30 protein-coding genes are annotated in these 26,498 nt (G+C 41.4%); all 30 read right to left on the bottom strand.

Going from position 1 to position 26,498, the window contains the following annotated elements:
• Window positions 1–14: 14 nt before the first annotated feature.
• Window positions 15–671: an ABC transporter ATP-binding protein gene (locus HMPREF9186_RS00610; protein WP_009730900.1), complete on the bottom strand. Its 657-nt coding sequence runs from the start codon at window positions 669–671 to the stop codon at window positions 15–17.
• Window positions 658–1,449 (bottom strand): ATP-binding cassette domain-containing protein, encoded by a 792-nt coding sequence (locus HMPREF9186_RS00605; RefSeq protein ID WP_009730899.1) that lies wholly within the window; start codon window positions 1,447–1,449, stop codon window positions 658–660. Before HMPREF9186_RS00605 ends, HMPREF9186_RS00610 begins: the two co-directional genes overlap by 14 nt.
• Window positions 1,430–2,239, bottom strand: coding sequence for an ABC transporter permease (locus HMPREF9186_RS00600; RefSeq protein ID WP_009730898.1), 810 nt, complete (start codon window positions 2,237–2,239; stop codon window positions 1,430–1,432). Before HMPREF9186_RS00600 ends, HMPREF9186_RS00605 begins: the two co-directional genes overlap by 20 nt.
• Window positions 2,236–3,174, bottom strand: coding sequence for an ABC transporter permease (locus HMPREF9186_RS00595; RefSeq protein ID WP_009730897.1), 939 nt, complete (start codon window positions 3,172–3,174; stop codon window positions 2,236–2,238). The genes HMPREF9186_RS00600 and HMPREF9186_RS00595 overlap by 4 nt, the downstream gene beginning before the upstream one ends.
• Before the next feature lie 144 nt (window positions 3,175–3,318).
• Window positions 3,319–4,932 (bottom strand): nickel ABC transporter substrate-binding protein, encoded by a 1,614-nt coding sequence (gene nikA, locus HMPREF9186_RS00590; protein WP_009730896.1) that lies wholly within the window; start codon window positions 4,930–4,932, stop codon window positions 3,319–3,321.
• 10 nt (window positions 4,933–4,942) lie between these two features.
• A complete protein-coding gene (locus tag HMPREF9186_RS00585; RefSeq protein WP_009730895.1) occupies window positions 4,943–5,758 on the bottom strand; it encodes an ABC transporter permease in 816 nt (271 codons plus the stop codon).
• Entirely contained in the window at window positions 5,758–6,750 is a 993-nt protein-coding gene (locus HMPREF9186_RS00580) for an ABC transporter permease (RefSeq protein WP_009730894.1), read from the bottom strand. Before HMPREF9186_RS00580 ends, HMPREF9186_RS00585 begins: the two co-directional genes overlap by 1 nt.
• The gene (locus tag HMPREF9186_RS00575; protein WP_009730893.1) at window positions 6,747–7,517 is read right to left on the bottom strand and encodes an ABC transporter ATP-binding protein; all 771 of its coding nucleotides are present in this window, start codon (window positions 7,515–7,517) and stop codon (window positions 6,747–6,749) included. Before HMPREF9186_RS00575 ends, HMPREF9186_RS00580 begins: the two co-directional genes overlap by 4 nt.
• 13 nt (window positions 7,518–7,530) lie before the next feature.
• A complete protein-coding gene (locus HMPREF9186_RS00570) occupies window positions 7,531–8,292 on the bottom strand; it encodes an oligopeptide/dipeptide ABC transporter ATP-binding protein (protein ID WP_009730892.1) in 762 nt (253 codons plus the stop codon).
• 4 nt (window positions 8,293–8,296) lie between these two features.
• Window positions 8,297–9,832 carry an ABC transporter substrate-binding protein gene (locus HMPREF9186_RS00565; protein WP_009730891.1) on the bottom strand — a complete coding sequence of 512 codons (1,536 nt, stop codon included), beginning with the start codon at window positions 9,830–9,832 and terminating at the stop codon, window positions 8,297–8,299.
• Window positions 9,833–9,939: 107 nt separating this feature from the next.
• The gene (locus HMPREF9186_RS00560; protein WP_009730890.1) at window positions 9,940–10,551 is read right to left on the bottom strand and encodes a histidine phosphatase family protein; all 612 of its coding nucleotides are present in this window, start codon (window positions 10,549–10,551) and stop codon (window positions 9,940–9,942) included.
• On the bottom strand, window positions 10,548–11,270 hold the full coding sequence (cobS, locus tag HMPREF9186_RS00555; protein ID WP_009730889.1) for an adenosylcobinamide-GDP ribazoletransferase: 723 nt from the start codon (window positions 11,268–11,270) through the stop codon (window positions 10,548–10,550). Before cobS ends, HMPREF9186_RS00560 begins: the two co-directional genes overlap by 4 nt.
• Entirely contained in the window at window positions 11,267–11,851 is a 585-nt protein-coding gene (gene cobU / locus HMPREF9186_RS00550) for a bifunctional adenosylcobinamide kinase/adenosylcobinamide-phosphate guanylyltransferase (protein WP_009730888.1), read from the bottom strand. The genes cobS and cobU overlap by 4 nt, the downstream gene beginning before the upstream one ends.
• A gap of 10 nt (window positions 11,852–11,861) precedes the next feature.
• Complete coding sequence (gene hemL / locus HMPREF9186_RS00545) at window positions 11,862–13,145, bottom strand: glutamate-1-semialdehyde 2,1-aminomutase (RefSeq protein WP_009730887.1); 1,284 nt, start codon at window positions 13,143–13,145, stop codon at window positions 11,862–11,864.
• Between the two features lie 8 nt (window positions 13,146–13,153).
• Entirely contained in the window at window positions 13,154–14,122 is a 969-nt protein-coding gene (gene hemB, locus HMPREF9186_RS00540; protein ID WP_009730886.1) for a porphobilinogen synthase, read from the bottom strand.
• Complete coding sequence (locus tag HMPREF9186_RS00535; RefSeq protein WP_009730885.1) at window positions 14,112–14,837, bottom strand: uroporphyrinogen-III synthase; 726 nt, start codon at window positions 14,835–14,837, stop codon at window positions 14,112–14,114. The genes hemB and HMPREF9186_RS00535 overlap by 11 nt, the downstream gene beginning before the upstream one ends.
• On the bottom strand, window positions 14,822–15,745 hold the full coding sequence (hemC, locus tag HMPREF9186_RS00530) for a hydroxymethylbilane synthase (RefSeq protein ID WP_009730884.1): 924 nt from the start codon (window positions 15,743–15,745) through the stop codon (window positions 14,822–14,824). The genes HMPREF9186_RS00535 and hemC overlap by 16 nt, the downstream gene beginning before the upstream one ends.
• Window positions 15,732–16,988: a glutamyl-tRNA reductase gene (gene hemA, locus HMPREF9186_RS00525; RefSeq protein ID WP_009730883.1), complete on the bottom strand. Its 1,257-nt coding sequence runs from the start codon at window positions 16,986–16,988 to the stop codon at window positions 15,732–15,734. Before hemA ends, hemC begins: the two co-directional genes overlap by 14 nt.
• A gap of 16 nt (window positions 16,989–17,004) precedes the next feature.
• Window positions 17,005–17,436, bottom strand: coding sequence for a precorrin-2 dehydrogenase/sirohydrochlorin ferrochelatase family protein (locus HMPREF9186_RS00520; protein WP_009730882.1), 432 nt, complete (start codon window positions 17,434–17,436; stop codon window positions 17,005–17,007).
• 2 nt (window positions 17,437–17,438) lie between these two features.
• Window positions 17,439–18,023, bottom strand: a complete 585-nt coding sequence (locus HMPREF9186_RS00515) for a cob(I)yrinic acid a,c-diamide adenosyltransferase (RefSeq protein ID WP_006596220.1) — start codon at window positions 18,021–18,023, stop codon at window positions 17,439–17,441.
• On the bottom strand, window positions 18,023–19,522 hold the full coding sequence (locus HMPREF9186_RS00510) for a cobyric acid synthase (protein ID WP_009730881.1): 1,500 nt from the start codon (window positions 19,520–19,522) through the stop codon (window positions 18,023–18,025). Before HMPREF9186_RS00510 ends, HMPREF9186_RS00515 begins: the two co-directional genes overlap by 1 nt.
• Complete coding sequence (locus HMPREF9186_RS00505) at window positions 19,507–20,322, bottom strand: energy-coupling factor ABC transporter ATP-binding protein (protein WP_009730880.1); 816 nt, start codon at window positions 20,320–20,322, stop codon at window positions 19,507–19,509. The genes HMPREF9186_RS00510 and HMPREF9186_RS00505 overlap by 16 nt, the downstream gene beginning before the upstream one ends.
• Window positions 20,323–20,326: 4 nt before the next feature.
• Window positions 20,327–21,016, bottom strand: coding sequence for a CbiQ family ECF transporter T component (locus tag HMPREF9186_RS00500; RefSeq protein ID WP_009730879.1), 690 nt, complete (start codon window positions 21,014–21,016; stop codon window positions 20,327–20,329).
• A gap of 33 nt (window positions 21,017–21,049) precedes the next feature.
• The gene (locus tag HMPREF9186_RS00495) at window positions 21,050–21,334 is read right to left on the bottom strand and encodes an energy-coupling factor ABC transporter substrate-binding protein (RefSeq protein ID WP_009730878.1); all 285 of its coding nucleotides are present in this window, start codon (window positions 21,332–21,334) and stop codon (window positions 21,050–21,052) included.
• Entirely contained in the window at window positions 21,331–22,059 is a 729-nt protein-coding gene (locus HMPREF9186_RS00490) for an energy-coupling factor ABC transporter permease (protein ID WP_009730877.1), read from the bottom strand. The genes HMPREF9186_RS00495 and HMPREF9186_RS00490 overlap by 4 nt, the downstream gene beginning before the upstream one ends.
• An 18-nt stretch (window positions 22,060–22,077) precedes the next feature.
• Window positions 22,078–22,782, bottom strand: a complete 705-nt coding sequence (locus tag HMPREF9186_RS00485) for a cobalt-factor II C(20)-methyltransferase (protein ID WP_009730876.1) — start codon at window positions 22,780–22,782, stop codon at window positions 22,078–22,080.
• A gap of 10 nt (window positions 22,783–22,792) precedes the next feature.
• Entirely contained in the window at window positions 22,793–23,560 is a 768-nt protein-coding gene (locus HMPREF9186_RS00480; RefSeq protein WP_009730875.1) for a sirohydrochlorin cobaltochelatase, read from the bottom strand.
• Window positions 23,553–25,013 (bottom strand): uroporphyrinogen-III C-methyltransferase, encoded by a 1,461-nt coding sequence (gene cobA, locus HMPREF9186_RS00475; RefSeq protein WP_009730874.1) that lies wholly within the window; start codon window positions 25,011–25,013, stop codon window positions 23,553–23,555. The genes HMPREF9186_RS00480 and cobA overlap by 8 nt, the downstream gene beginning before the upstream one ends.
• Complete coding sequence (gene cobK / locus HMPREF9186_RS00470) at window positions 25,010–25,771, bottom strand: precorrin-6A reductase (protein ID WP_003006931.1); 762 nt, start codon at window positions 25,769–25,771, stop codon at window positions 25,010–25,012. Before cobK ends, cobA begins: the two co-directional genes overlap by 4 nt.
• Window positions 25,768–26,493, bottom strand: a complete 726-nt coding sequence (cobJ, locus tag HMPREF9186_RS00465; RefSeq protein ID WP_009730873.1) for a precorrin-3B C(17)-methyltransferase — start codon at window positions 26,491–26,493, stop codon at window positions 25,768–25,770. Before cobJ ends, cobK begins: the two co-directional genes overlap by 4 nt.
• Between the last annotated feature and the right edge of the window lie 5 nt (window positions 26,494–26,498).

Below are 26,498 nucleotides of genomic sequence, written 5' to 3'. Positions count from 1 at the left end.
GTTCCCTTGGAAGTTCAGGTCGCTTCCGCTAGATCCTGAATTTCACGGGTAAATTGGCCATTTTCTAAGATCAGGATGCGATCACAAATGGCCCGGCACAATTGCTCATCGTGAGCGATGAAGATAAAGGTATTCTGATACTTACCATGAATCTTATAAAGCAATTGTAAAATCTGTACCTGGGTTTTGGGATCCAAACCACTGAGAGATTCATCAAAAATAATGACATCTGGGTTTAGGAGCAAGGTTCTGGCAATGCAAACTCTTTGCAACTGGCCACCACTTAATTCTCTTGCTCTTTTTTCTAGTACTTCTGATGGTAAACCTACCTCTTTTAAAACAGTGTCGACCTGGTCCATCGGAAAATCTTTGGAAAGAGCTTCTAGCAAGATTTCTTTCACAGTAAATCGTGGATTGACTGCGTGAAAGGAATCTTGGAAAACGACTAAGATGCGAACGCCATCCTCTTTGATGGAATAGGTTTTGCCATCTAAGAGAACCTGTCCTTGAGTTGGCTTTTCAATTCCTAAGATGACTCTTGCCAGCGTGGACTTGCCACTCCCACTTTCTCCCATAATTCCGACAATTTCACCTTTTTTGATGGATAGATTGCAATGGTCTAATACAGTTTTACCTTGATAGTTGACCGTAATATCTTTACATTCCAGCATTATTTCTGATCACCTGCTTCAAATCTTGTTCTAAGAATAATTCCTTGGTATAGCTTTCTTTTGGAGCTGTCAAAAGATCCTCGGTTTTTCCAAATTCAACGACTTTTCCCTTCTCCAAGACCAACATATTGCCCCCGAGTTCCCTCGCCAAATAATAGTCATGGGTAACGGTAATAACCGTCTTATGCTGAACCAGTAGGTCTTTGATCAAGCTTAGGATCATCTCACGGTTCACCCGATCGACCGCTGAGGTTGGTTCGTCCAGTATAATCGTTTCTGGATCTAGACATAAGATAATGCCTAACATAATCCGTTGGAGCATGCCTCCACTTAGTTCAAAGGAGTATTGCTGGAGAACCGATTCTGGATTTGCGATTCGAACCTTTTCTAGAACGTCAAGAGCTTTCTTGCGGCATTCACTTTTGGAGAGAGTTGAATGACTTTTTATAGTCTCATAGAAATGCGTCCAAATCGTTTGAAAGGGATTAAACATGGACATGGGATTTTGAACCAAGTAGGCGATCTTCTGCCCTCTAAAGGCGTTCCAGTCTTTGTCTGAAAAAGAATCTAGATGGAGATCCCCATAATGAATCGATCCGGTCTGTTTCATGTTCCGAGGAATAATCCCTATTAAAGCCTTCGTTAAGAGCGTTTTTCCAGATCCACTTTCTCCCACCACTAGCAGGGATTGGCCTAAGGGATGGGTGAAGGAAACCCGATCCAGACGAGACTCCTCCTGATCGACAAGAGAAAGATCTTTAATGATGAATGATTCCATTCTTCTCTCCTTTCTCTTCAATATATTCACCAAATAGGTTAAAGGAAATAACGGTTAAAAAGATAGCTAAGCCTGGTGCAATCATCATCCAAGGCGCCACTCGGAAGTAAGCCCGCGCATCATGCAACATTAAGCCCCACTCCGAAACATTGGGTTGGACTCCAATTCCTAAGAAAGAAAAACCAGAAATCATCAGAATGATATTCCCGATGTTCATGAGAAGAATCACCAGTACTGGTTTGTAGATAAAAGGCAAAATATGGTTTTTGAGGATATGAAAGGACCCCATTCCCATGATCTGGGAACTGATCACATAGGGCTCTTGTTTGGTAGAAATGACCAGATTTGTCACAATTCTTGCATAGTAGATCCATTCGATAATGACTATGGCAATGATCATATTGCTCATCCCTTGTCCCAAGATGCCAACAGTAGCTAGGGAGAGAAGAAAACTTGGAAAAGCCATCAAGACATTGGTAAACCAAAGAAAGGCTCCTTCCATTTTCCCCTGATACCAACCTACAACCAAGCCTACGATAAACCCGGTCACGACTTCCAAAATACTAATCGCGACGGCTAAGAATAAGGAATAGCGTGCCCCGTATAAGAGTCTCGAGAAAACATCCCTTCCCAATTGATCTGTTCCTAAAAGATGTTGGGAACTCGGACTTAGGAGTTTATTGGAAACATCCACATACTGGGGATCATAAGGCGCTATAAAGGATGCAAACAAAGCAAGGAAAACCAAGAGACCTAATATGAAAATGGAAAACATCACACTTTTTTTCATGATTCATTTCCTCTCTTCCTTACTCGTGGATCAATCCAGTGGTTGACAGCTTGTGTCATGCCATTGTTCAATAAAAATAGCAAGCCAAATAACATCATACATCCCTGAATTAAGGGAGTATCGATCGATCGAATCGCCTCTACAAACAAACTGCCTAATCCATTCCAGGAGAAGACTTCTTCAACAATCAAGGAACCCGTCATCAAATAGACAAAGGTTAGGCTTAAACCAGTCGCAATAGATGGCAAAGCATTCCGAAGAACATGATTGGGTAAAAGATAGCGTAGTTTAACCCCTCTCATGCGCGCATTTTCAACATGTGGACTCTCCAACTGGGTCGATACAGCCTTTCTCACCAAGGCAATATATTGGCCAATCAGCGAAAAGCTTAAGGTGATGCTTGGTAAGACGATACTGAGAGTTTCATTTTTACCAGATACAGGCAATAAGCCTAATTTCACAGAAAAAATAAAAATCAACATGTAACCCAACCAGAAGGCAGGCATGGATACCGAGCTAAAGCCAAGGAAGCGCACGCATTTGTCAAAGAAGGAATTGGTCTTCAAGCCACTGATAACCCCAATTGGAATAGAGACAACAATAATGAGGATAAAAGAAGTGACTCCTAAATAAAAAGTAGACAGGAAACGGCTAGCAATTAAACTGACAACTGATTCCTTCAGTAAATAAGACGTTCCAAAGTCCAAGTGAAGAACCTTTATCAACCAAGAAAGATACTGTTCAATCCAGGATTTATCCAAGCCCAAATAGGTTCTAGCATTTTCAAGAGCCGCTGGAGTTATCGGCAAATGCCGGATTCGAAGATAGTTCTCTGCTGGATCCTGCGACGTAAATTTGGTCAGGATAAAGGTGATAATGGAGATAACAAGTAAACCACTTATAAAACTCAGAATTTTTTTAAAAATAGCTTTCATATCATATAATAGTTAGATCCTAAAAACAATGTGAGCCGGTTTAAAAGATCCTCAGAGATCCTTTAAACCGGGAATCCTCTAACAAAATGAAAGGATGTTCACTTTGAGCGAGGCCACATTGTTTCCTTCATCAAGATCTTGTCCTTATTTGTTCACTTTTTCAATGTAGCGAACTGGAAGGGCATTTTCTTCTGGAGCGAAACGAACATTTTTCAACTCACCTGTACGATAAACAGAGATAACTGATTGATAAGTCAATGGGATATAAACCGCTTCATCATGGAGCAAGGTCAAGGCCTTCTTATAGCCTGCATCTACTTTTTCTTCGTCAGCTTCTGTCAAGGTTTGTTTAATGGTTTCATCCAATTCCTTCTTGATTGGAAGAGCTTCAAGGGAAACATTTTCTGGGTGACCATGAGCAGACTCAGCTGTCAAAGCTGTCATCCATGCGTGAGGATCCCATGGTGCTCCCCAAGAGAAGGTGAGCATCATATCAAAGTTTCCTGTTTTTGCATTTTCCCAATAATCGTCTTCTTCCATAGCAGTCAATTTGACTTCGACACCAATTTTTTTCAATTCGCCTTGGAAATATTCAGCTAGGTCTTTATCCGTTGCTTTTGTAGAAATGTAAGGGAAATTCAATTCCATCTTCTTGCCATCTTTGGCACGAATTCCATCAGAACCTTTCTTCCAACCAGCAGCATCCAACATTTGTTCTGCTTCTTTGTTATCAAATTTATATGGTGTTATGCCAGCATCTGAGTGAGGAGTTGATTTAGAGAAGATGGTGTCGGCAGGAGTTTCTGCCCCCATGAACAATTTCTCTGCGATTTCTTTTTTATTAACCGCGTGGTTGATCGCCTTGCGAACATTCTTATCTTGGAAGACTTCTTGTTTGGCATTTAAGAGCAACAAGCGAGAGGACATCGGCTGAGAAACATCCGTTGTATATTTCTTATCCTTTTTGTATTGAGCAAAGGTATCTAAGCCAATCACACCATTTCCATAAAGCAAATCTACTTTACCAGATTCGAATTCTAGGGCACGCGTTTGAGCATCAGGAATAATCTTGATGGTAACTTCTTTTAGTTTTGGTTTTTCACCCCAGTAGTTTTCGTTCCGTGCAAAAGTGATGTATTCGTTGGATTTCTTTTCTTTGACCACCCATTGACCGGTACCGATAGAAGATTTAATTTTATTTTTAGTTGTATCGTCACCATCTGGGAAGCTGGCATCTGCTAAGAAACGAATTGGACGAATCATAGATAGATCATAAAGTGTGGCACTGTATGGTTCTTTAAGGGTAATTTCAAAGGTATGATCATCAACAACTTTGTAACTATCCAAAACATTGGTAAAGTTAAACCATTCATGATTTCCTCTGTTTTCTTTTGAGAAGATCGTATCGAAATTCCGCTTCACATTGGCTGCGTTGAAATCAGAGCCATCTGAGAATTTCGCTTTTCTCAAATTGAAGGTATAGGTTTTCCCATCTTCACTTACTTTCCAGCTCTCAGCTAAGGCTGGCTCAATTTTTCCATTGTCTCCGTAACGAACAAGACCTTCATAAACCAAATCTTGAATAACAAATTGATCTGGATTATATACGTGAGGATTGACATCTCCGAAGTCTTCTCCCCAAGCAAGCGTGATTTTATCTTTTTCACCACTACTGTCTGCAGACTTGCCATTCTGCTGGCAGGCAGCTAAACACAAAACTGCTAAACTAGTAACAGCTAATTTCCAAAATTTCTTCATTATAAAAACCTCATGATTGATTATTTTTATTAACACTAGTATGTAAGGCATCTCCAAATTTTGTAATCAATAAAATGACCCCGATTAAGAAGATGCAAGGAAAAGCGACGATCCAGGGAGCCTCCTGGATATAGGTGCGACCATCATTCATCATGGCTCCCCATTCTGGAGACGGTGCTTGCGCGCCTAGTCCAACAAAACTGAGGCCGGCAATCTCCATGATGATCGTTGAAACATTAAAGATCATGGTGGTGACAATTTGTGGAAATAGACTAGGAACATAGTAATGTTTGATGGTCTTCCAAAAACTATTTCCATACATTTTTGCTGACTGAATATAGAATTCATTTTTTAAACGCAAGGTCAGCGACCGCGTGATATAGGCATACTTGGTCCAAGCCGTTAAGCCAATGGCTATGACCGTTTGTTGCAAGCCCACTCCTAACAGGCTCACAATAGCAATCACTAAGACGATGGATGGCAAGGACTGAAAAGCCGTAATGAACAAGAAAATAGCACGATCCAACTTCCCGCCTATCAAGGCACTGGTCACCCCAATCAAGGAACCAACAAGGGTAACCAAGAGGAGGATCCCGACTGCAGGTACAATGGTTTGTACTCCACCACTCAGAGTTCGAGCAAATACAGAGCGGCCCACGGCATCTGTACCAAACCATTCTTGACTATTGGGTGCTTGGAGGGCATTTTCTAAATGGACCTTAGTGATGCTGTCTCCTAAAAAGAAGGGAGACAGACAAGAAACCACTAGAACCAAGAGAAGGCAGCCAGCCAAGAGATAGAGGTTGCGGTGACTAACTTTTTTCATCACTTAGCCCCTCCATTTCCTTTAGGAATGACCTCTTTTTTAAAAAGAAAGAAGGGGGTTGGTTGCGATAGACGGGCCTTCGGATTTAGCCATGTGATCAAGGCTTGGGTGGTAAAATTGACAAGCAATACCCCAAGTGTAATCACCAGAACAGCACCTTGGACCAGAGGATAATCCCGATTGACCACAACTGCAATCAGCATTTTTCCAATTCCTGGCCAAGAGAATAAATACTCTATGATAGCAACACCTCCTAACAGAGAACCCAGTGACAAACTCACCAATGTCAACAAAAAGGGAAGGGTATTATACAAGACATCCTTATATAGAATGCGACCTTCCGGTATGCCACGTCCTCTGGCACCTTCTACTGCTGGTGACTGCAGCTCATCTATGATAGCCGTTCTTAATTGAGGAATATAGCGCGTAGACATGGTCAGGGCCATGGTAGAAATCGGTAAAATTAAGCCCCATTCATTTGCGGTTGACTGAATAGGAAACCAGCCAAGCTTGACCGAAAAGACAAGCATTAAGAGAATTCCAATGACAAAACTAGGAATGGCATTTAAAAATGCGCAAACCGTCATTATACATCGATCCAGTCGACTACCGATATGATAGGCTGCATATATCGCGAGAGGAAGGGAAATGGCAAGCGTTGCTAACAAGATATAGATCCCTAGATAGATCGTATTTGGAAAGTAAAAGACCAATTGATCCCAAACTGGGGCTCCTGTACGATAGCTGATCCCGAAATTCCCTTGGAGGATGTTTCCTAACCATCTCAGATATTGCAAAATAAAACTATCATTTAAGCCCATCTCAGCCCTTTTTATCTCTAGTAGTTCTTTGGTATAAGGAATTCCTTGCGCATTTAGGATACTTTCTGCAGGATCCCCTTTTGCCAAATAAACGAGTAAAAATGAAAGAAAGCTGACACAGAGCAGAATCAAAACCATTTGAAACAGTAATTTGATGAAATATCTTATCATGGCTCCCTTCCTTCTTCCTGATATGGTTTCATCAACATTTTGGTGTAGTCCGATTGAGGATTTCGCAAAACGTCTGACATCACCCCTTTCTCTTGAATTTTTCCATCTTTTAGTACCATGATTTCATCACAAAATTGGCTGACTAGAGCAATATCGTGTGAAATAAAGAGAAAAGATGTTTGGGAGCTATTCTGAATCTCTTGTAGAAGGTCCATCACTCCCTCTTGGACAGTCACGTCTAAGGCACTGGTGATCTCATCACAAATCAATAAGTCAGGCTGGACCAAGAGAGCTCTGGCTATAGCCATCCGTTGACATTCTCCGCCACTTAATTGGTGGGGAAACTGCTGCGCCAGATCCGGATGCAAGCCAACCCTTTCCAAGAGTTGGTGAATCTGCTCTTCCATCTCCTTCTTAGTCTTACAAATCTTAAAATTCTGACAAACTTCTTCTAAACTTGCTTGTAAGGTCCTTTTGGGATGAAAGGCTTCTTGGGGCTGTTGAGAAATATATTGCACCTTTTTGTAAAACTCAAAGTCTGTATAAGTCGTCAGCGATTGCCCCAAGAACTGAATACTACCCTTTTGCATATTCAGGAGTCGACTCAGAATTTTGGCAATGGTGCTTTTACCCGAACCGGATTCTCCAACCAAACCAAGCCGATGCCCTTTTTCTAGCGTAAAGGAGACATCAAAAACACCAGCCTGATGATGAAGCGGATCATTATAATGATGAGTGAGATCTTTACATTCGAGTAAATAGGTCATTTGGTAACTCCTGCTACAATTTTAATTTTGGAATAGCCCTTAGTAACTTCTGGGTGTAGGGATGTTGCGGATTTTGGAAAATTTGGTCGCGACTTCCTTCTTCCACAATCTTCCCCTCCTTCATAACCAAGATCCTATCTGCCAACCTTTTGGCGACACTCATATCATGAGTAACAAATAAGAGGCTAGATTCTTCGGTCCTTAGCAATTCAATCAAGGTTTGAATAAACGATTCCTTGGAGAGAACATCAAGGGCACTGGTCGGCTCATCTGCCAAGAGCAATTTAGGATGACTGGCTAAGGCCAAAGCAATGGCCACTCGTTGCATCATACCTCCACTGAGTTCAAAAGGGTACTTTGATGGAACCTGTGCTGGATCTAAGCCAACTATCTGGAGGCATTCCTCTAACGATCTCATCTTTTCTACTTGAGAGCCATGACTCTTGACGAGATCCTCGTAATGGTGCTTGATTTTACGGTTGTTGTTAAAACCGAGACTGGACTGTTGGGTAATCCAGGCCAGTTCTGTCCCCACAAATGGATAAGAAACCCGCTTCTTTTGTGGGCTGATGGCCTGATCCCTATAAGAAATCCTGCCTTGGGTAAAGACTAAGTCATTCAAGGGAAGACCCAAAAGCAGTTTTAAAATTGTTGTTTTGCCACTTCCGCTTTCTCCGACGATTCCGACTGCTTCACCTGCCGAAACGGTTAGAGAAAGTTGATCTAAAATAACCTTTGACGGGGAAGAAACCGTGACATTCGTCAGTTGCAACATAGCTTTACTCCTTCGAGAGTTTGTTGGTTACATGATAATAATCTGTTGGATGGGATTCCAAATGAGAGATGGATTTGTCCATGACGATAGCAACTTTATAAAATCCAATGATCGTATATCCATGATCCTTATCCACAATGGATTGAATGTCCTTACTCAATTGGATCCGTTTTTTCTGATCTGTTTCGGTCGCAAGGGCTTCAATTTTCTTATCTGCTTCCGCATTGCTATAATGACCGACATTTCCTACTCCCCCAGTTTTGACAGCTGAGTTAAAGTAAGCATATGGATCGCCAATCGGAGCAGCTACGACGGCATAAGGCGTGAAGGCGTAATCTTTCTCCTTTGCGACAGCACTCACTTCCACCTTACGAATCTTCGCTTCAATTCCAACCTCTTTTAATTGTTGTTGAGAAGCTTCAATGGCTAACGGCATTTCTGGTAAACGAGTAAAGGAGAGCAATTCAATCGTGACTTTCTTTCCATCTTTTTCACGGTAGCCATCTCCATCGGTATCCTTATAGCCGGCCTCATCCAACAATTTCTTAGCTTTTTCTACATTAAACTCATGAACACTTTTATCTAAGGCAAAATCGGAGCTAGAAGGGAGCGGTCCAGTAGCTGGAACAGCCGCACCTTTAAAGAGGGATTCTGTGAAAGTTTTCTTGTCGACCAAGGTATCCAAAGCTTGACGGAACTGATCATCAGCTACATAGGGATTTTCAAAGTTGTAGACATAGCTTAAGTAACGGCCACCTTCTTTTTCAGAAATTTTATACTGGCTGTCCTTCTTATAGCTTGCTAAATTAGCATATGGGAGCCCATAAACAGCATCGACTTCTTTGGATTGAAGGGCAGCAGAAATAGCTGTCGGATCAGAGAAATATTTAATCTGAACCTGTGCCACCTTCGCTTTACCACCCCAATAGTTTTCATAGGCCTCTAAAGTAGCTCCTGTTTCTGGAGTATAGGTCTTGATAAGAAACGGACCTGTCCCTACTGGAGATTTGTCAGAGGCAGCCTTCCCATCTACGTCTACAATAACAGAATAAGGCTCTGCTAATAGATTCTTCATGATCGGCTGTTCTATTTTTGTTTTAATGGTGACGGTTTGACCATCTGAATGAATGCTCTCAATTCCAAGGTCATCCGCTGCACGTTTACTCTTTTCAATGAGTCGTTTTAGAGAGGCCTCTACCTTCGCACCTGTCATTTTTTCCCCATTTTGGAAAGTGACATCATTGCGAAGGGTAATTTTCCACTCCAATTGAGAGGGTTGTTCGATTTTTTCAGCTAGCCAAGGTTGTGGTTCTAACTGATCATCCATTTTAAATAAAGTTTCACCAACTCCGTAACGAACAGTAAACCAGCCATTGTACTCATCTGCCGGATCAATATTGGTAGGAAACTGGGTGTACCCAATGGTGACTGTTTGAGCTTTTTTTGCTTCCTCAGGTGAGGAAGGTTGATTCGTTTTTGCACAACCAAGAAGAGCGACGCTCACTAAAGCTGTTCCTAAAAATAATTTCCATTTTTTCATTTGTATCTTCATCCTGTTAATATAGTTTAATTGGCAAGAAAATAAAACGAAGAGATGACCTATCCCAATAACCACCGTCTTACTTTCTATATCATTTTGTGTTTTGATCACTTGTCCTGTGAATGCTTCAAGTCATCTTCTTGGTTGATGAGCCTTTCTTCCCAAGGATCATTGTCCTCTAATAGCAAGACCGTTCCTTGTGGGATATCGATCGACCAGAAATCAGCTTCCATATTAACTAAAAACTGGTAAATCAGGCGTAAGACTCCTAAATGTCCTACAATCACGATTTCGGGATCTTCTGTTTCGCGAATCTCCTTGACAATCGACCAGACCCGTTCTTTAAATTTTTCAAAGGGTTCAGCCTTAGACGGCGTCACCTCAAAGGGGCTTTCCAGCCATTCTTCCCAAACCAAGGGAAAGGCCGCTTGAATTTCGTTGGCTGTCCTTCCCTCCCATAAGCCGAAATCTCTTTCGTTCAAGGCTTTATAAGCTGTGGGATTCTGATCTGGGAAAATGATGGTAGCTGTTTCTTGCGTTCTTTTGAGCTGACTAGTATAAACTCGAGAAATGCTTCTTCCTTTCATCAATTGATGAAGGAGGGCAGCTTGTTCTTTTCCCGTCTCATTAATTGAGACATCCGCTTTTCCATAGAAAAACCGTTTTTTATTAAAGTCTGTTTCTCCATGGCGAATCAGGTACCACTTTTTTACTGTCATATGATCATTCCTATCAAAAATAATATCTGGGCTACTTCTACTGATGCTCCTAAGGTATCCCCTGTCTCCCCGTCAATCTTTTGATAAACGAACCAGCGAAAGGCTAGAGTTCCAAGAATGACCAAACTATAAGCAAGGAGCCCTTTGAGCCAAAAGCCAGCCATAAGAACAGCCAGTGGGACAATCTGAGCTAAGAGGATGGAACTGGTCTTGGTTCCGGAAAAGAAGTTTCCAGAGCCACCAGATTCTCTAGCATAGCGCATCTTGTAGAGCTGAATGGTCAAACCAACCTTTCCAATCATTGATAAAGAAGCGACAATCAGCCACTTGGGCTGGGGAAGATAAGGTCCCATGGCGATCATGAGGCCGTAATAGAAAATTAAGGCCAAGACACCGTTACTACCGATACGGCTGTCTTTCATGATTTCCAACATCCGTTCCTTGGAACGAGAAGAGAATAAGCCATCAGCTGTATCAGCAAGGCCGTCTAAATGGAAGCCTCCCGTTAAAAGAACATCAAAGAACAAGGTCAAAATCCAGGCAATGGTGTCAGGAAGTACCAAAGATGTCAAAACAAAAAATAAGGAGGAAATGAGCCCTAATAAGAGACCAAAGAGCGTTAAAATGGGAACTCCTTTTCGAACATAGGAGAGATCAACCGCTTTTGGAATCACAATCCGACTAAAAAATTGTGTATAGATAATCAGTGCTGAAATCATTTTAACTGCTGTGCCAGTCCACAAATAACTAAGTAGACTTCACTTGCCTCCTTTGCAATCATTTGATTGACCCGACCTTGAAGATCTCTAAAGTAACGTCCTAGACGCGTGTCTGGAACAATACCCAGACCCACTTCATTGGTGACAATCCAAAAAGTAGCTTGGCGCTCTTTCATGGCAGAAAGTATCTGAGACCACTCGGCTTCCATGGCTTCCAAAATTCGGGCTTGTTCGGCTTTACTTAAAAACTGCTCGTCTGATAAGTAGCCTTTCTCGGGATACCACTCATTGACCAAATCAAAAAGTCGATTGGTGGTTAACATGGTCGCACAATCTACTAAGTAATCACCATGATCATCTTGTTCAATCCAAGTCGCTAAGTCCCGGTATTGCTCGAGCGTATCCCAGCTTTGTGGTCGTCTTTCTTGATGCAGCTTGACCCGCTCCTGCCATTCTGGATCCTCTTTCATCACGAGACCAGTTGCTATGTAACAAACCCCTTCCTTCTGCAAAAGTTTGGATTCAGCGAAGGAGGATTTGCCACTACGAGCACCACCCGTGACTAAAACAATCTTCCCCATAATCTTCCTTTCATGACAAGTGGCTAAAGACTTTGTCAAAAGCAGCTAAAGTACGGTCCAGATCTTCAAAGGAATGAGCACTTGATAAGAAGTTGCTTTCATACTGAGATGGTGCAATATAAACACCTTCTTCTAAAAGCAAGCCATGGACCTTGGCAAAAAGCTGATGATCTGCTTCTTTGGAATCTTCAAAATTCAAAACTGGTTTTTCTGAGAAGAAAAATCCAAACATGGTTCCAACAGAGACTACTTGAAGGGCTACGCCATGCTTTTCTGCCAACTGGCGAAGCCCCTGACAGAGATAGTCTGTCTTTTCAACTGTTTGATCAAAGACTTCCTTGGTTAATAGGCGCAAGTTTTCATAGCCCGCTGCCATGGCAATTGGATTCCCTGATAGAGTTCCTGCTTGATAAATATCTCCTAAAGGAGCAATTTGATTCATGTATTGAGCTTTCCCACCAAAAGCAGCAACTGGGAAACCACCACCGATGACTTTTCCTAGACAGATCAAATCTGGATCGACTTGATACAAGCCCACTGCCCCTTGGTAATGAGCCCGAAAACCAGTCATGACTTCATCCATGATGAAGAGTGAACCTGCTTCTGTCGTGAGGCGGCGAATCTCCTCAATAAATTCTTTGTGGCCTGGAATCAAGCCCATGTTGCCGGCAACAGCTTCTACGATGACACAGGCAATTTCTGCCCCGTGTTCTTCAAAGCAGGTCCGTAAAGCTTCTAGATCGTTATAAGGAAGAGCAATGGTCTCACGCGCTACCTCAGGAATTACACCTGCTGAATCTGCAATCCCAAAGCTTGCTACACCAGAGCCAGCTTGTACCAAGAAAGAATCACTATGTCCATGGTAGCAACCAATAAATTTCACTACTTTTGGTCGTTTGGTAATCCCACGCGCTAAACGAATGGCACTCATAGTTGCCTCTGTTCCTGAATTGACCATACGGATTCTCTCAACGAAAGGCAAGCGTTCTTTAATCAGTTTGCCTAATTTGATCTCACGTGGACTTGGAGCACCGTAACTGGTTCCTTCCCATAGAGCCTCTTGCACTTCCTCAAGCACTTCTTTTCGAGCATGTCCTAAAATCATAGGTCCCCAAGAGAGCACATAATCCACAAATTGATTACCATCCACATCATAGAGGTAAGCTCCTTGAGAATGGTCAATGAAAAGAGGATTGCCACCTACTGCCTTAAAAGCTCGTACAGGGCTATTGACACCTCCTGGGAAAATAGATTCTGCTTCCTTGAAGTAATCATTTGATTGTGTTCGTTTCATCTTTCATCCTAGCCTTTCAAATATCCTGCTACATCCTTGGCAAAATAAGATATGATTAAATCCGCTCCTGCTCGCTTCATTCCGATAAGACTTTCCATAACAACGGCACGCTCATCAATCCAACCTTGGGCAGCAGCAGCCTTGACCATACTGTATTCCCCACTGACATTATAAGCGACTAGAGGAAGATCACTTTGATTTCTTAGATCTCTCAAGACATCCAAGAAGGCAAGAGCTGGTTTCACCATGAGGAAATCTGCTCCTTCTTCTTCATCACTTTGAGCTTCTCGAAGGGCTTCTAAACGGTTTGCTGGATCCATCTGGTAAGTCTTTCTGTCTCCAAAGGCAGGGGCACTTTCACCGGCATCCCGAAATGGTCCATAAAAACTAGAGGCAAACTTAACCGAATAAGACATAATGGGTACCATGTCAAAGCCAGACTTGTCTAAGCCTTCACGAATCGCTGCGACGTATCCATCCATGGCATTCGAAGGAGCAATAATGTCTGCTCCGGCTTCTGCTTGGCTTATGGCTACTTGGACTAAGCGGTCCAAAGAAAGATCATTGACAACCGTTTCACCATCTAGGATGCCACAATGTCCATGATTCGTAAATTCACAGAGACAGGTATCAGCAATTAGTATGAGATCTGGAAAGTGTTGTTTGATCAAGCGAAGGGCTTTTTGAACGATCCCGTCTGGGCTAGAAGCCTGTGAACCAACTTCGTCTTTTTCTGCAGGGATTCCAAACAGAATAAAGGATTTAATCCCAAGTTGCACACAAGATTCCACCTCTTCTAAAAGATCCGTCAAAGCAAATTGAAAGACACCTGGCATGGACGTCACTTCTTCTTTTTGCTCTAGATTTTCTTTTATAAAAAGCGGTTGAATAAAGTCATTGACGCTTACAGTCGTTTCTCTGACCAAATCTCTCATGAGAGAATTTTTCCTAAGTCTACGATGTCTTTTAAAATTCATAATCTTGTATCTCCTTTATAATCACCTCTACCAATTGTAGCATGGATGGACTAGAAGGCATATAGTTTACCGAAACACCACAATCTAAAACAGCTTTTGCTGTGGTCTCTCCAATCACCCCAATTTGGTGATGCTCTGGTAAAGAAAGCCCCTCTTGATAAAAAACATCCCAGGCTGACGGACTGGCAAAAGTCCAAACGCATGTTTCCTCTAAGGACAAGATGTCTCTTATTTTAGCGATTCCCTCTTGATTGGCGACCGTTTGATAAAGAGGCCAAGCGTAAACGTCATGTCCCAATTCCTGTAACATCTTTGGATAGGTCGGATTGGCCAAATCACTATGAGGGAAGAGAATATTTTGCGGATCCCCATATTGACTAGCCCACTCCTTGATAAAATCCACTCCATACTGACTACTGGACTCAAAGGTGACATCTAGTTGATGCTCTCTCAATAACTTACTGGTCTGACTTCCGATCGAGGCAATCTTTAAATCAGGTCTCAAATAGGGAAGAAATAACTGAACTGTATTGGCACTCGTAAAGAAGACCCAATCAGCTTTGGGCAGTTTTTCTTCAAAAATGAGTGGAAGGGGATTGCCTTGGGTGCAAATGAGGGGCGCATGCAACCATTTGACTTGGTTCCGGTCTAGTAAAGTCTGTAATTCGACAGAGGGCTCTTGTTCTCTTGTAAAAATAATTAAGCTTCCCACCATTTGTCCGTTAAGGCTCCTTTTTCCATTAGTTGCTCCAAAGCCAGTTTGGGAAGATCGCTCCCATTCTCAGAAGTGAGAGACACATACAAGCAACGATCCTTACCATCTGCCAACATGGTCTTCAACTGGTATTGCCCCTCGATATATTGAGCATGGGCTCCGACCGGGAAGGTACAATCCGCATTCATCAAGCTTAGGAAGCTTCTTTCCAATTGGATGCAGTTTTCTACTTCCTGATCATGAATCGCTGCCAATAGATGCAGGACTTCCTCATCGTCTTCCCGGCATTCGACGGCTAAGGCCCCTTGTGAAACAGCAGGAATAAATGTATGAGGGTCTAAAAATTCTAAGTTGAGAGAGGGCGACTGATCTATATACCCAATCCGTTTTAGGCCAGCAGCAGCTAGCACGATAGCATCGCATTCGCCTTCTTGTAACTTGCGGATGCGCGAATCAATATTTCCACGTAAAGGTTTGAATTGGAGATCACTTCTTAGACTCTGAAGTTGGACCTGGCGTCGAATACTACTGGTCCCTACAACTGCCCCTTGCGGAAGAGTTTCAAGAGTCATGCCTTCTTCTCTATAGATCAGACAGTCTCTGACATCTTCTCGCTCCGGAATGGCCCCAATGGTACATCCGTCCACAAGGATAGAAGGAACATCTTTTAAGCTATGGATGGCGATATCGATGTCTTGATTTAAGAGCGCCTGCTCAATTTCCTTGACAAAGACCCCTTTTCCACCAATGGTTTGCAGAGAAACATGAACCAACCGATCTCCTTGGGTTTTATAGGGGACCAATTCAAACTCCACATCAGGATGGCATTCTTTTAAGCGCTCTACCACCATTTTGGTCTGGGTCATGGCCAACTGACTTTTCCTGGTTCCGACTTTAATGCTTCTCATGGTTCACTCCCTTTCCACTATGAAGATCGAAAATTTTAGCAATTAGGGCAATATCATATTCCGAATTTTCACCCACAGACATTTCTTTCAATTGCAACAAAGGCTCCTTTAAGATCTGATTGATGATGCTCTTCATATGCTTCGAAATTTGTTTCTTTTCTCGATCAGTAAGATCTGGAAGTTTGCGTAATAAGCTTTCCATAGCTGACTGCTGAGCCTGGATGGCTTTTTCTCGAATCTCTTGAATCAGGGGAATAATGCCTAACTGCTGCTTCCACTCTTCAAAACTCACCAGTTCACTGGAAATCTCTGCTTCGATACTCTTAGCAATCTCATTTCTTTCCTCAAAAAATGCTTGCAATTCGCTGGTGATATTTTCGATATTGTGAATGGTAATGGACGAATTTGGATGACAGGTCCGTGGCAAGCATAAGTCGAAAACAATCGCACCTGCTTTCACCATATGCGGATAGAGAATATAGCCTTCAGACTTGATAGCAGTGAAAATGATATCCGCATCTTTCACGGCTTCTTCTAAATCATCCCAAGAATAAGCCTGAATACGATCTTCTGTTAAATAAGGATTGGCCTTGGAAAGGGTACGATTCACCAAGCGGATAGACTGAAAGGGACGTTGTAGAACGTACTTGGTTACCAATTGCCCGATTTCCCCTAATCCGATGACCACGATTTTGGTATTCTCATAATCAAGGTCTTCCTTATCCAACATTTGTAAAGAGGTCAAACCGATGGACATAGGCCGGGCATTGATCCGGTAGACATCGTGCATTCTTTTAGCAAAGGTCACGGCTTGCCTAAAAGCTTGATTGAGGACGATTCCTGTCGTACCAGTTTCTTGGGCGCTCAAAAAGGCCTGCTTTAATTGACCGAGAACTTGTGTTTCACCTACAATCTTGGAATCTAAGCCAATGGATACTCTAAATAAATGTTCTAAAGCCTCATTGCCTTCTTTAAAGGTAAGATAAGGCTCAAGTTCCTCGATGTCAATCTGAAACCAATCTGCCAAAAAATGCTTGGAATAATAGCGACCGGTATGCAGTTGGTCAACAACCAGATACAACTCTGTCCGGTTACAGGTTGAAAGGATGACATCTTCCAGAATACTCTTTTCCTCTTTTAATTTGAGTAGAGCTTCTTTTTTTTCTTCATCAGAAAAATGAACCCGCTCTAAAATGGATAATGGTGCTACACGATGAGTGACACCAACATATAATAAATACATTCTGTCCGCCCCGTTCTTACAATTGATCTAAAAGTTGTTCGATCTTTTTTCTGACTTCTTTTGAGCGCGATGGCGATAAGCCGTTTGTAGAGATCATGACGGAAAGTTCCTTATTTGAAGCAATAGCCACATTATAAAAATCGGAATTTTTCTTATCCCCAGTATTATTGACGAACTGACTAGGGTGCGCCTCTTCCATCACTTTTTTATTGACTTCCTGGTTATCTGTGCAGGCAAATACCAATTTTGCCCCTTCCAAATCCCCAGTTTGGTAGCTTCTTTGAATCCATTCAACCTGCGATTTAGGAATCACTTCATTGATTTCAGGACTAATGACTGTAACCTTGGCCCCTTCTGACAACAAAGTCTTAATCTTGCGGGCTGCTACTTTTCCCCCACCAATAATAACGACTGGTTTATTTTGGATATTCATCATGACAGGATACATGACTATTCTCCCTCTTTTCTTTCTCTAAAAATCTTAGCACTTCGTTTATAGACTGTATCTTTGACTTCTAGGCGATGGTTGACCAAGCGCGCTATGACAAAGAAGTAATCTGACAAGCGATTGATATAGATCAAGCCGACTTCATTGACCATTTCATCTGCTTCAATGACAGCGACCATTTTTCGCTCCAATCGACGGGTCATAGTACGAGCAACATGACAGAGACTGGCGATCCGATGGCCGCCAGGAATAATGAAGCGATCAATCTTTTCTGGAATGTGCATATAAGCATCCATTTTTTCTTCTAGGAAGGTAATATCTGACTCCTTTTGTTTATAAGGTCTTAATTCTCTAGGAGTAGCAAGATCGCTTCCACAATCAAATAAATGTTGCTGAATTTCTTCACATTCTTCTCTGATATCATCTAATTCTTTGTATTCCTTCATTTCAGATACCAGGTAGCCAACTTGAGAGCACAATTCGTCCATGGTCCCGTATGCTTCCACACGAATATGTGTTTTGGACACACGATCCCCACCATATAGTCGGGTAAACCCTTTATCCCCATACTTAGTGTAAATTCTCATTAAAGCTCTTCTCCGTTCATAATCTGGTAAATCTTTTTCATATCGACTGCTTCACGAATAACTGCTGCCAGTTTATCATATTGCAAATCCTTGAATTCTTTGAGATCAATCGCCTGATCTGTGATAGGTTCCAAGCCCTTCTCTATGCGAATTTGGTTCAAGTAATCACGTGTCCATTGAGAATTATCAAATACTCCGTGAAGATAGGTTCCTTGGATTCGTTTATCCGGGGAAACGGCACCATCATATCTGCTCGTCTCTTCCCCATTCTGAAGAACAATGCGAGAGAAAGGCGACACCTGATCAGAAATTTCAGTTTCTCCCATATGGATTTCGTAACCTTCCAAGAGTTGCCCCTCATGTTCTGCTTGAACCTGTGTGGTGCGTTTGGTTCCTTGCATTTGGGTTTCAACATCAAGAAGTCCCAATCCTTCAATTTCATCCAATTCTGATTCGACATGGTTTGGATCTGAAATTTTCTTGCCTAAGAGTTGGAAGCCTCCACAAATTCCAAAAATGCGGACACCCTGATCAGCGCATTTCCGGATTTCATCAACAATCCCTGAATCTTGGAGAACTTGCATATCTTCGATAGTATTTTTACTTCCAGGTAGAATCAAGAGATCCGGATTTCCAATGGCATCCCCTGGCATGACATAACGAACTGAAACGTCCGGTTGAATTTCCAAACTATGAAAATCTGTGAAGTTGGAGATGCGTTTTAGGGTGATAATGGCCACATCCAGGTCTTTTTCATGATTAAAGCTGCGTCCTTTACTGCCTAAGGCCACACTATCCTCACTATCAATATCAATATCTGCATAAGGAACCACACCTAGGACAGGCACGTGGGTAAGCTCTTCGATCATATCGATTCCAGATTGAAGGAGGGCAACATCTCCCCTAAATTTATTGATCAGAACCCCTTTGATGCGTTTGCGGTCTTCTTCTGGCATTAATTCGATTGTACCATAAATGGAGGCAAATACGCCTCCCTTGTCAATATCCGCAACTAAGATGACCGGAGCATCAACCAGACGAGCCATCCCCATATTGACGATATCGCGTTCATTTAAGTTGATTTCAGCTGGACTACCCGCACCTTCCAAGATAATAGCATCATACTCCTGGTCCAATTCTTGGTAGACTTCTTTGATTTTAGGCAGTAACTCTTGCTTAAATTCATGGTAATCTACTGCATCCATATCTTTTAGGACTTTCCCCATAAAAACCACTTGAGATTTGCGGTCTGAAGTGGGCTTGAGTAAGACCGGATTCATACGGACATCTGGATCGATGCCCGCTGCTTCTGCTTGTACCACCTGTGCTCGCCCCATCTCAAATCCTTTTTTGGTGATAAAGGAGTTCAAGGCCATATTTTGAGATTTAAAGGGAACGACCGTGTAGCCATCTTGCTTTAAAATACGGCACAAGCCCGCAGCAATTAAGCTTTTACCCGCATCGGAGGCTGTTCCCTGAATCATTAACGATTTTGCCATAGATATCCTTCTTTCAACTGCTCAAATAGAATCTCTTCATTTTCAACAAGGGGTGTCTGGATTGCCTGATGAAGTTTGACAATCCATGGCACAGAAAGTCCAGCATCTAACAACAATTTTTCTTCCTGGAATACTTCATATTTTGTTCCTTGGGTCATAATCTGGCCTTTTTTGATGAGGTAGGCATAGTCACAACAGTCATACATGAGATCCATGTCGTGGCTGGTAACAATAATACTGGTTCCATTGGAAACTAGTTTTTTCATAATCATGGCCATTTGGTCCCGCCCTTTAGGATCCAATCCAGCAGTCGGCTCGTCTAACAATAGAAAACGTGGTTTGAGAGCTAACATCCCCGCAATGGCTACTTTTTTCTTTTGGCCGTAACTCAAATATTGCACCGGTCGATCCTGCAACTCTTCGATGTCCATCAGTTCAATGGCTTCTTGAACCCGTTTCTCACACTCCTCTTTGGAGTACCCTAAATTCTCTAACGCCATGCCAATATCATCTTTGGCAATGGTATAAAACAATTGCTGCTCCGGATTTTGAAAGACCATATTGACTTCTTGCCGGTAAGCAAACAAAGCTTTCTTCTTATCTTGAATGACCTGATTATCCAAACTCACACTGCCTTCTTGGGGCTTGAGCAATTTGGTCATGACCTTCATCAGGGTAGATTTCCCGGAACCGTTGGTTCCAATAATTCCAGTAATCTTTCCTTCCATGAATTCCATATTCACATGGTCCACAGCTTTCAAATCATCAAATAAAACTGTAATATTCTCTAATTTTAACATATTTTTATTCCTCTTCATCAATTTCTTTAGCTTGAGCAAATTTTAGGGTTAGGACATCATTTAAGCGCTGATTATCCGCCAATAATTTGACAAATAAGGTATTGGCTAATCTTCCCCAGCCAAGATAAGATTTTTTCTTATTAACAAATGAAAATTTCAAATCTAAGGTATCTCGAATTGTTAAAAATTCGATTAATACTAAAAAGATAAAACGATACATCAGTACGATTAATTCCATTAGGATATCCGGCAAATGAAGTCTTTTACAGAGTTTCATCATTTGGTTAAAAGGAATGGTTAAAGCCATAAAATAGGTTGAAATTAAAGAACAATAAATTCTCATAACAATTGGTCCAACTTGTTTGGCAGAAGAATGAAAAACTCCTAAATAGCCATGACTTCCAACTGGTATCGCCATTAAAAATTGATGACTATTTTCACCGTAACTAATAACAAAAGTAGCCATACTTAATAAAATGAAAATAGAAGGATAACGAAACCAACTCAAGTATTTTAAAACTGGAAGTTTAGCAATATAACAAGTTAAGGGAATCATTATAACAATTAACAGTATTTGTAAGGGAAGAAACCCAGAAAATGAAATTACCATTAATATAATAAATAGAATGAATTTATTTAATTCTGGAACATCAGTCCATCGATTATTATAAGCGTAGCGATCAATTACAAACATAGTTTCCTCCCATACAAATGCTAAATGAAATATTTATTTATCTTGATGCTTCTTCCCTCTTTGGTAGCCGATGACATAGAAGATGATTCCTGCACCGATGCTACCTTGTAGGGTAAAGAGTAAGCTTTCTACTTCTGATCCTGGTGGTTCAAACAATGGTGAAAACCATGGTTTGTAGTCTTTCTGAATGGTTGAAATTGCATTTTCAGCCGCATCATCTGTACCACTATATTCTACTCCTTTAGGGGCAAATAAGAAAGCACCGACAATAATTACAACAACAGCTGCTAATAACAAAAGATTCTTATGTTTTTTCATAGGAATAGACCCTCTCTTTCACTAGCATTTTCTGAAATCAAGTTATAGAAGATTACTGTAAGTAGTCCTTCTACAATCGCAATTGGAATTTGTGTAATGAGAAAGACTCCCAAGAACTTAATGGTAGATCCAAATACTCCTGTAGTTGGATCTGGGAAAACCAATCCAAGTTGAAGGGAAGTTGTTGCATAAGTTGCCAAGTCAGCAATCATCGCACACAAGAAGAGTGAAATTGGTTTAGATAGTTTCAAAGAACGGCTGAATTTGTAAACTGCAAATCCAACAAATGGACCAACTACAGCCATTGAAAAGGCATTAGCACCAAGTGTTGTCAAACCACCGTGGGCTAAAAGAAGAGCTTGGAACAACAAACAAATGGTTCCTAACACACTAATAACTGATGGCCCAAACATAGCAGTTCCCAAACCTACACCAGTTGGGTGAGAGCTAGATCCAGTTACGGAAGGGATTTTCAATGAAGATAAGATAAAGATGAAGGCACCTGACAAGGCCAACATAGTTTTTGAATTTGGATCTTTTGAAACAATCTTCTTAATCTTGATCAAACCGAAGATGAAGAATGGTAAAAATAGTAAGAACCAAACGATACACCATACCAATGGGAGATAGCCTTCCATAATGTGCATAGCTGAAACAGGTTGAGGTCTAAAGATGAATAGCAATACTAATAAAGCAATTGCTAGCATTTTTTTATTTCGTTTCATAATATCACTCCTTTTTCATTACCCCAATGGATGTTTTTTAACCAATAGGGTTGTAAAATAATCTAATTTGTCATCAACAGTTAATTCTGATACTCCGTACAGAATCTTTTGCTTTTCTGTGGAAGCGTGACTGACTAAAAATGTTTTTTCAATCAGGTCGTGTTTTTCCAACAAAGGAAGAACGACATCCAAATGTCTGGCCACCTTCATAATGACGACAGTATCATGAATTGCCAAAGCTTGGTCAATCTTATCAGCCTCTGCTGTAGCAGGTACCACTGCAAAGGACTCCTCATCCATGGTTAAAGGTTGGCCTAAGACAGAAGCCATACTACCAAATGAGGTAATTCCAGGAATTGTTTGGGTATCGATGCTATCTCCAATTAATCTCAACAGGTAACTATAGGTACTGTAGACCATTGGATCTCCAAGCGTGATAAAACCAACATTTTTCCCAGCCTTCACATCTTCCACCACTTCAGCAGCAATTTGTTCCCACTGAGGTTCTTTCTTTTCTAGCGAACGAACCATTGGAAAATGACGTTGTTTAATTTCTAAGTGATCACTGACATAGGGACTCGCAATCGTCAAAGCCACACTTTTAGCACCACGTTTAGCTTCTGGCGTATACAAGATATCTAATTTATTCAGGATATTCTTTGCTTTAACGGTAACGAGCTCACTATCACCTGGACCAATCCCAATTCCGTAAAATGTTGCCATGATGGTCCTCCTATTGAATGATTTGTTCTAAGTGTTGAACATAAAGTTCTTGAACACTTGGGTATTCCCCAAGTCCAATCAAGTGTGTTTCCACTTGATAGCCTTTTTCTGTGAAAAAGTGTTTCCATGAGCCTTCTTCATCCGAACACAAATCATTTGTTGCATGATCTCCTGCAACCAACATAAATGGAGCAAGATGTACTTTTTTAATGCCCTTAGCTTCCAGCCGTTTTTCAAGGTCCTCTACTGGTGGATAAGATTCCACACACCCGATATAAACCGGTGTGTCCATCAGCATGTGGTCTAATGCAGCATAAGCTGTAAAGGCATAGTGCTGACTACCATGTCCCATCAAGATAGTCGCTTCTTGCGCATCATATTGACCGTATTCTTCAACAAGAATATCTCCCACCCGTTCATAATCCTCTTCACTAAAGAGTAACGGTTTTCCAATTTTTAGAATGTCAAATTCATGTTTCAATTGGTTGGCTTGATGAAGGACTTTTTCATACTCACTTCCTAGAATAACATGAAGCGGTTGAATGTATACTTTCCTGACACCATCCTTTTTCAATTGTTCCAATAGTTGATTAACTGTTGGAACTGTGATTCCTTCGTTTTCCTTAATTCTCTTAATGACAACATTCGAAGTGAAGGCACGATACACTTGAAAATCAGGGAATCGTTTTTGGATGGCTTCTTCACAGGCTTGAATGGTTTTCTTACGTGTTTCAGGATAGGTCGTCCCGAAACTAACAACTATAATCGCTTTACTCATTTTCACTTTCCCTTCTAAAAAAAGTTTGGCAAGCTTTACAAACAGATTTTAAGGTCTTTTCTTCCGATTCAATCAAGTGATGATAGCCTGCTTTTTCCAAGACAGATCTGGTATTGTCTCCCATAATGATAATGGGCTTCTCTTTCCAATTCTCTTGGGTTTTCTCTGCCATCAAAACAAAGTGGTAGGCCGCAGCAGAATTTGGTAAACAAACAAGCTGAATATCCTCTGCATGATAAGAGAATGATTCATTTTCAAAGGCCACAGTATGAGTGGTGTAGATCGGGAAGTTCAAAACTTCTGCTACTGCTTTTTCCTTAATATCAGAAGTGAGAATGATCCAGTTTCCTTCTTGCTCACTCATCCGTTTTACAAAATTCTCTTCTGCAACATCATTGATTTGATCATAGAGGCGAATACCTGCTTCTTTAATGGTCTTGATGGTATGATGTCCACTTGCTACAATCTTCAGATGGCTGAGACTCCGAATATCCAGATCTTCTTGTTGCAAATAGGCAACAAAGAATTTCCAAGAGCTAGGATCAGTGATCAATAGCCCATCAATGCTAGAGAGTTCAGGTAGTGACAATTCTTTTGCAAGCAATTTACTTGGAGACTGAAAAGCGTAAACTGTCGCCCCAGCATCCTTCAACAGTTTTGGAAGTTTAGCATTTGGCGTTTCTTGAACCAAAATAGTTCGACCAAATAAAGGAAGTTTTTCATGGTAGTTTAATTCCTTACGGAAAGCAACGACGTCACCAATCACAATTAAACTTGGCGCTTTCATCTGGTGTTTTTCAGCCAGTTCAACAATGGTCTCTAATTTTCCATCGATGGAACGTTGTTGAGGATGAGTAGCCCATTCGATAATCGCAACCGGAGTTTCCTTATCGTAACCACGAACCATCAATTCTTCACAAATGGTCTGCAAGTTTTTCATTCCCATAAGGAAGACTAAAGTTCCTTTTAAGTGGGAAATCGCATCCCAGTTCAATGCTTCACTGGCATCTTGTAGATGGCCAGTAAAGACATGGAAGCTAGTCGCGATATTTCTAAAGGTCATGGGAATACCTGCATAGGCAAGGCCTGCTATAGCTGAGGTAATTCCTGGTACAACTTCAAAGGGAATCCCTTCTTGAATAAGAGTTTGAGCTTCCTCTCCTCCTCGGCCAAAGATATAGGGATCGCCACTTTTTAGGCGAACAACTTTTTTCCCTTCTTTGGCTTTTGCAACCAAGACTTCTTCAATTTTTTCTTGAGAAACACAAGGTTGATTAGGAATCTTACCAACATAGATCTTTTCACAGTTCGCTTTTGTGTAGGACAGAAGCATAGGATTTACTAAGCGGTCATAGATGAGAACATCCGCTTCTTCAAGTCTCCGTGCTCCTTTAAGAGAGATTAATTCTTCATCTCCTGGACCCGCACCTACTAAACTAACAAAGCCGCTCATCCATTCACCTCTTTCTTTAAATGAGTTTCCAATTCCTCAATAGTTGACACTACTTTAGGATAGTTGACAATAGGTCGTGAAATAATCACACAATCCATTCCAAGTTCTTGACAGCCTTCGATTTTTTCTCGAATCCCACCAATACTTCCACTTTCTTTGGAAACAAACACTTCCGCTTTGGAGCGAGCCAGCAATTGCTTGTTGCACTCTTTAGAGAAAGGAGCCTTGATAGCATCAATTTGATCCGGAACAAGTCCCAACTCTTCACAACCTTTTAGAACTTCCGAAGTTGGAAGAACACGAACCACAATACGCGACTCTGGTAAACCATGAACAAAAAGTGGCAAGGTTTTGCTTCCAGTTCCTAAATAGACTGTTTTATACTCTTTCTCTTTGATGTATTCAATAGCTTCTTCTGTCGAATGGACAACGGTAGCACCCGATAAGTCGATGGTAGCTTGTCGTTCAAAGCGCACATATGGAATTCCAGCCTGATTCGCTGCTTTCATCGCTTCTTGAGAGACAATATCCGCAAAGGGATGCGAAGCATCAATAATTTCATCAACGTCATTCTCTTTGATGAAAGCAACCATTTGGTCAGCTGTCATTCTTCCTTGGACCACGTCCTGCCCAAATTTAGAAGCTAAATGGCGGCCATAATCCGACACAACAGAGGTAGTCACTGGGATATTCTTTTGCGAGAGGAATTCAAGAATCTCTGTACTTTCAGCTGTTCCACCGAAAAGTAGTTTTATCATAGTGTATATCCTCGAGGTGTGATCATGCGACCATTTTTCACATAAGTCTCTTTGTTTCCAACAATGACAATTGTAGTCATGTCTACAAGAGTTTCATCTAAGTCTTCAATCGTAGTAAGCACAATTTGTTCTTCCTTACGTCCGATATCCTTACCGATACCGACAATTGTATCTTTGGCTTTGTATTCAGACATAATTTCAAGCGCTCTTGCTAAGTGCTCTGGACGACCTTTACTTCTTGGATTGTATAAACAAACAACAAAGTCACCTTGTGCTGCTGCATGAAGACGTTTTTCAATCATTTCCCATGGAGTCATCAAGTCACTAAGTGAAATATGACAGAAGTCGTTCATGAGAGGTGCTCCCATCACTGCAGCTGCTCCAAGGCTTGCTGTAATTCCAGGTACAACTTTTACTTCAAGAGTATCGTTCTCTTCCAACAATTCAAGGATCAATCCAGCCATTCCATAGACACCGGCATCCCCACTCGAAACGACCCCAACATTTTTTCCAGTTTCGTGAGCTAGATCAATGGCTTTTTGACAGCGTTCAATTTCATGACGCATACCAGTTGCAACCATTTCTTTATCTTTTACAAGATCTTTGATCAGACGCATGTAGGTAGAATACCCTACAATAATTTCACAATCCTTGATTGCTTCCAATGCCTCTTGAGACATCAATTCTTCTTTACCTGGGCCAAGTCCAATAACGTATAACATATTTA

Origin of the sequence: Streptococcus sp. F0442 (genome assembly GCF_000314795.2) — a bacterium.
GTDB lineage: Bacteria > Bacillota > Bacilli > Lactobacillales > Streptococcaceae > Streptococcus.
The sequence above is the reverse complement of the archived record's forward strand: the minus strand, read 5'-3'. Positions and strand labels throughout refer to the sequence as shown.